Genomic DNA, 3,388 nt, shown 5'->3' on the forward strand with positions numbered 1-3,388 from the left:
GGCTCGAGCTCGGACGGGTACGGCGGGGCGGCGACGCGGGACCCGAGGTTCTCGCGGGTCAGTGCCACCAAGGCACCGGCGTCGCGCAGCTCCTGGGCGTAGGGCAGCTCGGAGAAGGTGCGGCCGACGGCGGTGCCGCCGCCCGGCCCCCTGGTCGCCACCCCGGCGCTCGGAGCGTGGGCGGCGTTCGCGTCGAGCGACGGCGGCCCCGCGGCGGCCCACGTCCGCGTCGCCGACCGGCACGGCGAGCCCGAGCCGGGTGACGACCACGGACGACACCGCTGCCATCACGGTGCCGACGACCGGGTGAGACATCACCGCCATCACGGGGCGGATGATGCTGCGGGTTACGTGCGGCACAGCGGTGAGCTCGAGCCGGGCGACGACCACGGGCGGCACGGCGAAGTGGAGCCGGGCGATGACCACGGTCGGCACGGGGAGGCGGAGCCGGGTTGACGACCACGGCCACTGCCCGCGGGATCGGCCCAGGCGCCGGGCGACGCCACCGCGGACCCCACCAAGAGAACCGCTGCCACCACGATCCCGAGTACTCGTCGCGTCGCAGGCCCTCCAAGAGCTCGACCATTGCCGGGCGAACGCTCATGCACGGTCCACCCCAGAAGAGGGTGGTTCGGCGAAACGCCCGGAAAGGCGTCGACGTACGCACACCCAGACGAGACCGACGGGCACGCCACTCAACGGCCGGCTGGTGCGCTCGTGCAACGACGGATGTTCGGCGGTAGTGACACTTTCGGGGCGCACGGCGCTGAACCGCATGAGGCCACGGCCCTCGGTTCGGCAGCCCGCGCTCGAGCGCGAGTCGTCGGAACGGCTACACCCCCAGCCAGGAAAGGACAGCAGATGAACAGGATGCGGATGACGGCGGTCGCGCTCGTCTCCACTGTCGCCCTCGGGTCGTTCGCCGCAGCAACGACGCCGGCGGCCTTCGCCGACAAGCCGGCCCCGTGCTCCAAGCAGCAGACCCACGTCGACAAGGCCACCGCCAAGCTCGCTGCGCTCACCGCGAAGTTCGCGGCGCACCCCACGACGAAGAACCACAAGGCCAAGAAGGCCCAGGTCCAGCGGGTCGCCCGTGCCACGGCGCGGCTCGACAAGTGCCTGGCCGCTCAGCCCAGCTGACCCGATCGGCCGGCGGTCCATCGGAGAACATGGCCGATGGACCGTCGGCGCACCGGCTGAATCTCGAGCGGAGGCGGCATGCCGGTGTCACCATGTCCGCCATGGCTGATGCCGACGACATGGACGCAGCCGTACGCGCCATGTGCGCGGGAGACGGCGACGCGTTCCGCGCCGTCTACCGGGCCGTGCATCCGACGCTCCTGAGATATCTCGAGGTTCTGGTGGGAACGATGGAGGCCGAGGACGTCGCCTCCGAGACATGGGCGCAGGCGTGCCGCGACCTGAGCCGGTTCGGGGGCGACGCCGACGGCTTCCGGGGATGGGTGACCACGATCGGCCGGCACCGGGCCATGGACCATCTGCGGCGTCGGTCACGACGTCCCCAGGTCGACCGGGACATGACGGGGCTCGACGTGGAGGAAAAGGTCGACGTCGAAGACTCCGTGGCCGAGTCTCTCGGCACCGCTGCCGCGATGGAGTTGATCCGGCAGCTGCCGCGGGCGCAGGCCGAGGCGGTGATGCTCAGAGCCGTGATGGGCCTCGACGCCCGCACGGCCGGAGCGATCCTGGGCCGTCGCCCCGGCGCGGTCCGGACAGCCGCTCAGCGCGGGCTCGCCGCGCTGGGACAGATGCTCGAGGCGCATGAGCCGCGCCACCACCGTCCCCGTGACGGTTTCTTCGTCCACAGCGCTGAGGAGGTGAGATGAAAATGTTCAGGAGACTGTTCCGTGCAGGGCGTCGCACCGGCGTCACGTCGCAGACGTCGCAGCTCGACCAGCTGCTCGATGCTGCGCGGTCTCCGGGAACACCCCGTGAGCTCTCACGCGAGGACGCGTCCGTGATGGTCTTCCATCGTGCTCATCTCGACCGCGCCGCGCGTGGCGACGACCAGGCCACCCGATCCCCCCGCCGCGGCCTCCGGGCCCTCATCGCGACCGGGGGCATCGTGGTCGTGACGTCGTCGGGCTTGGCATTCGCCGCGTCCGGGCACGCGCCCTGGTCGCGGCCGTCGGCACCCACGCCTCCGATCGGGCACCACACCACGGAGACCCGCGACGCGGTGCCGTCGTCGAGCGCCACCGGGCCGGGCGCGTCCACCGAAGCAGCGCACCCTCATGGGCCCCGCGCCGGGAACCCGTCGCGCGCGTCGAGCGCCGCTCATCCGACGCATCCGACGCATCCGACGCATCCGACCCATCCGACCCATCCGACCCATCGCGTGCATCCCACTCATCCGGTCCACCCGACGCATCCGGCGCGCCCGACGCGCACCGTGCCCCTCCACCCGAGTCACCCCACCCACTCGGCGCAACGGCGTACGGCGAGCGTCCAGGTCAGCGCCAGCCCTCCGGTGGGTGCGCACGCAACGGGACGATGATCCACAGCACCACGTACCCGAAGAACGCGACCAGCGAGGCGACGATCCCGACACCCTGATTGACGGTCAGGTCGAAGGCCAGAAACGACGCCACACGTGATGAGTGCTGCCAGCACCAGGCCCGCCCGCGCGATCTTGTTCGCCGTCTCCACCAACCTGGGGCGCCGGCCACGCCGGAACAAGATGAGGTGGTAGGCGATCGGGGCGAGCACCGCCATCGTCGTTGCGACCGCACTGCTCAGCACGACCAGTTACGCGGTCCGCTCGACGTGGTCGAGGGTGGTGAACTTCTCGGTGAACGGTACGGCGAGCAGGAACCCCGTGAGCACCTGGACGCCGGTCCGCGTCGACCGGAGCTCCTGCACGAGCTCGGTCCAGTTACGGGTGATCGTCTGGTCAGAGAGACCGCCCGACGGCGACTCGGGCTCCGGCGTCGTCATCCGTCGGAGGTACTCGCGCCACTGCACGGCTGCGACCGACCGACGACCGGGACCGATCTGCCGTGCAGTCGAGTTCCGCGGCAACGCTTGATGCGGACGTGGTCCAACCCGACGACGTGCTCGTCGCGCCGTGCCCCCGCGCGCGTTGTTCAGGTGCGACGGGGACGCCAGGCGGTCACATCCGGGCCGCCCGTCTTCGTCGTCCGAACAGGATCAGGCCGGCCGTCAGCGAACTGAGGACGTGGAAGAGCGCATCGACTGGGTCGAGGGTGACCTCGGGAGCTGGACTCCGGCGCCCCGGCACTTCGACCTCGTCAGCTGCCTCTACGTGCACGTCAACGGGTCGGTCGCAGAGATGGTGACCAGACTCGGCAACGGCGTCGCGCCGGGCGGGACCCTGTTCCTGGTCGGCCACCTTCCGGTGGATCCC

The 3,388-nt window shown here is 71.0% G+C and carries 4 protein-coding genes and 2 pseudogenes; 3 read left to right on the top strand and 3 right to left on the bottom strand.

Annotated elements, in window-relative coordinates; genetic code table 11:
- The first annotated feature begins 861 nt into the window (after positions 1-861).
- On the top strand, positions 862-1,140 hold the full coding sequence (locus VGJ24_RS06460) for a hypothetical protein (RefSeq protein ID WP_331499693.1): 279 nt from the start codon (positions 862-864) through the stop codon (positions 1,138-1,140).
- Between the two features lie 101 nt (positions 1,141-1,241).
- The gene (locus tag VGJ24_RS06465) at positions 1,242-1,847 is read left to right on the top strand and encodes an RNA polymerase sigma factor (RefSeq protein ID WP_331499694.1); all 606 of its coding nucleotides are present in this window, start codon (positions 1,242-1,244) and stop codon (positions 1,845-1,847) included.
- A 151-nt stretch (positions 1,848-1,998) separates the two neighbouring features.
- On the opposite strand, the gene VGJ24_RS06470 is transcribed toward VGJ24_RS06465, so the two are convergent.
- The 3 genes and pseudogenes from VGJ24_RS06470 to VGJ24_RS06480 all read right to left on the bottom strand — a co-directional run.
- On the bottom strand, positions 1,999-2,238 hold the full coding sequence (locus VGJ24_RS06470; RefSeq protein ID WP_331499695.1) for a hypothetical protein: 240 nt from the start codon (positions 2,236-2,238) through the stop codon (positions 1,999-2,001).
- A 236-nt stretch (positions 2,239-2,474) separates the two neighbouring features.
- Positions 2,475-2,612, bottom strand: a complete 138-nt coding sequence (locus VGJ24_RS06475; protein ID WP_331499696.1) for a hypothetical protein — start codon at positions 2,610-2,612, stop codon at positions 2,475-2,477.
- 49 nt (positions 2,613-2,661) lie between these two features.
- Positions 2,662-2,958: pseudogene (locus VGJ24_RS06480) on the bottom strand (DUF6328 family protein); the annotation flags it as partial.
- Between the two features lie 241 nt (positions 2,959-3,199).
- On the opposite strand from VGJ24_RS06480, the pseudogene VGJ24_RS06485 reads away from it, so the two are divergent.
- A pseudogene (locus VGJ24_RS06485) lies at positions 3,200-3,388 on the top strand (SAM-dependent methyltransferase); the annotation flags it as partial.

It is taken from the genome of Nocardioides sp. (assembly GCF_036493135.1).
GTDB lineage: Bacteria > Actinomycetota > Actinomycetes > Propionibacteriales > Nocardioidaceae > Nocardioides.

Bases quoted from the DNA above. Each gene is read 5' to 3' on its own strand.
- VGJ24_RS06460 (WP_331499693.1), top strand. From the start codon at position 862: ATGAACAGGATGCGGATGACGGCGGTCGCGCTCGTCTCCACTGTCGCC.
- VGJ24_RS06465 (WP_331499694.1), top strand. From the start codon at position 1,242: ATGGCTGATGCCGACGACATGGACGCAGCCGTACGCGCCATGTGCGCG.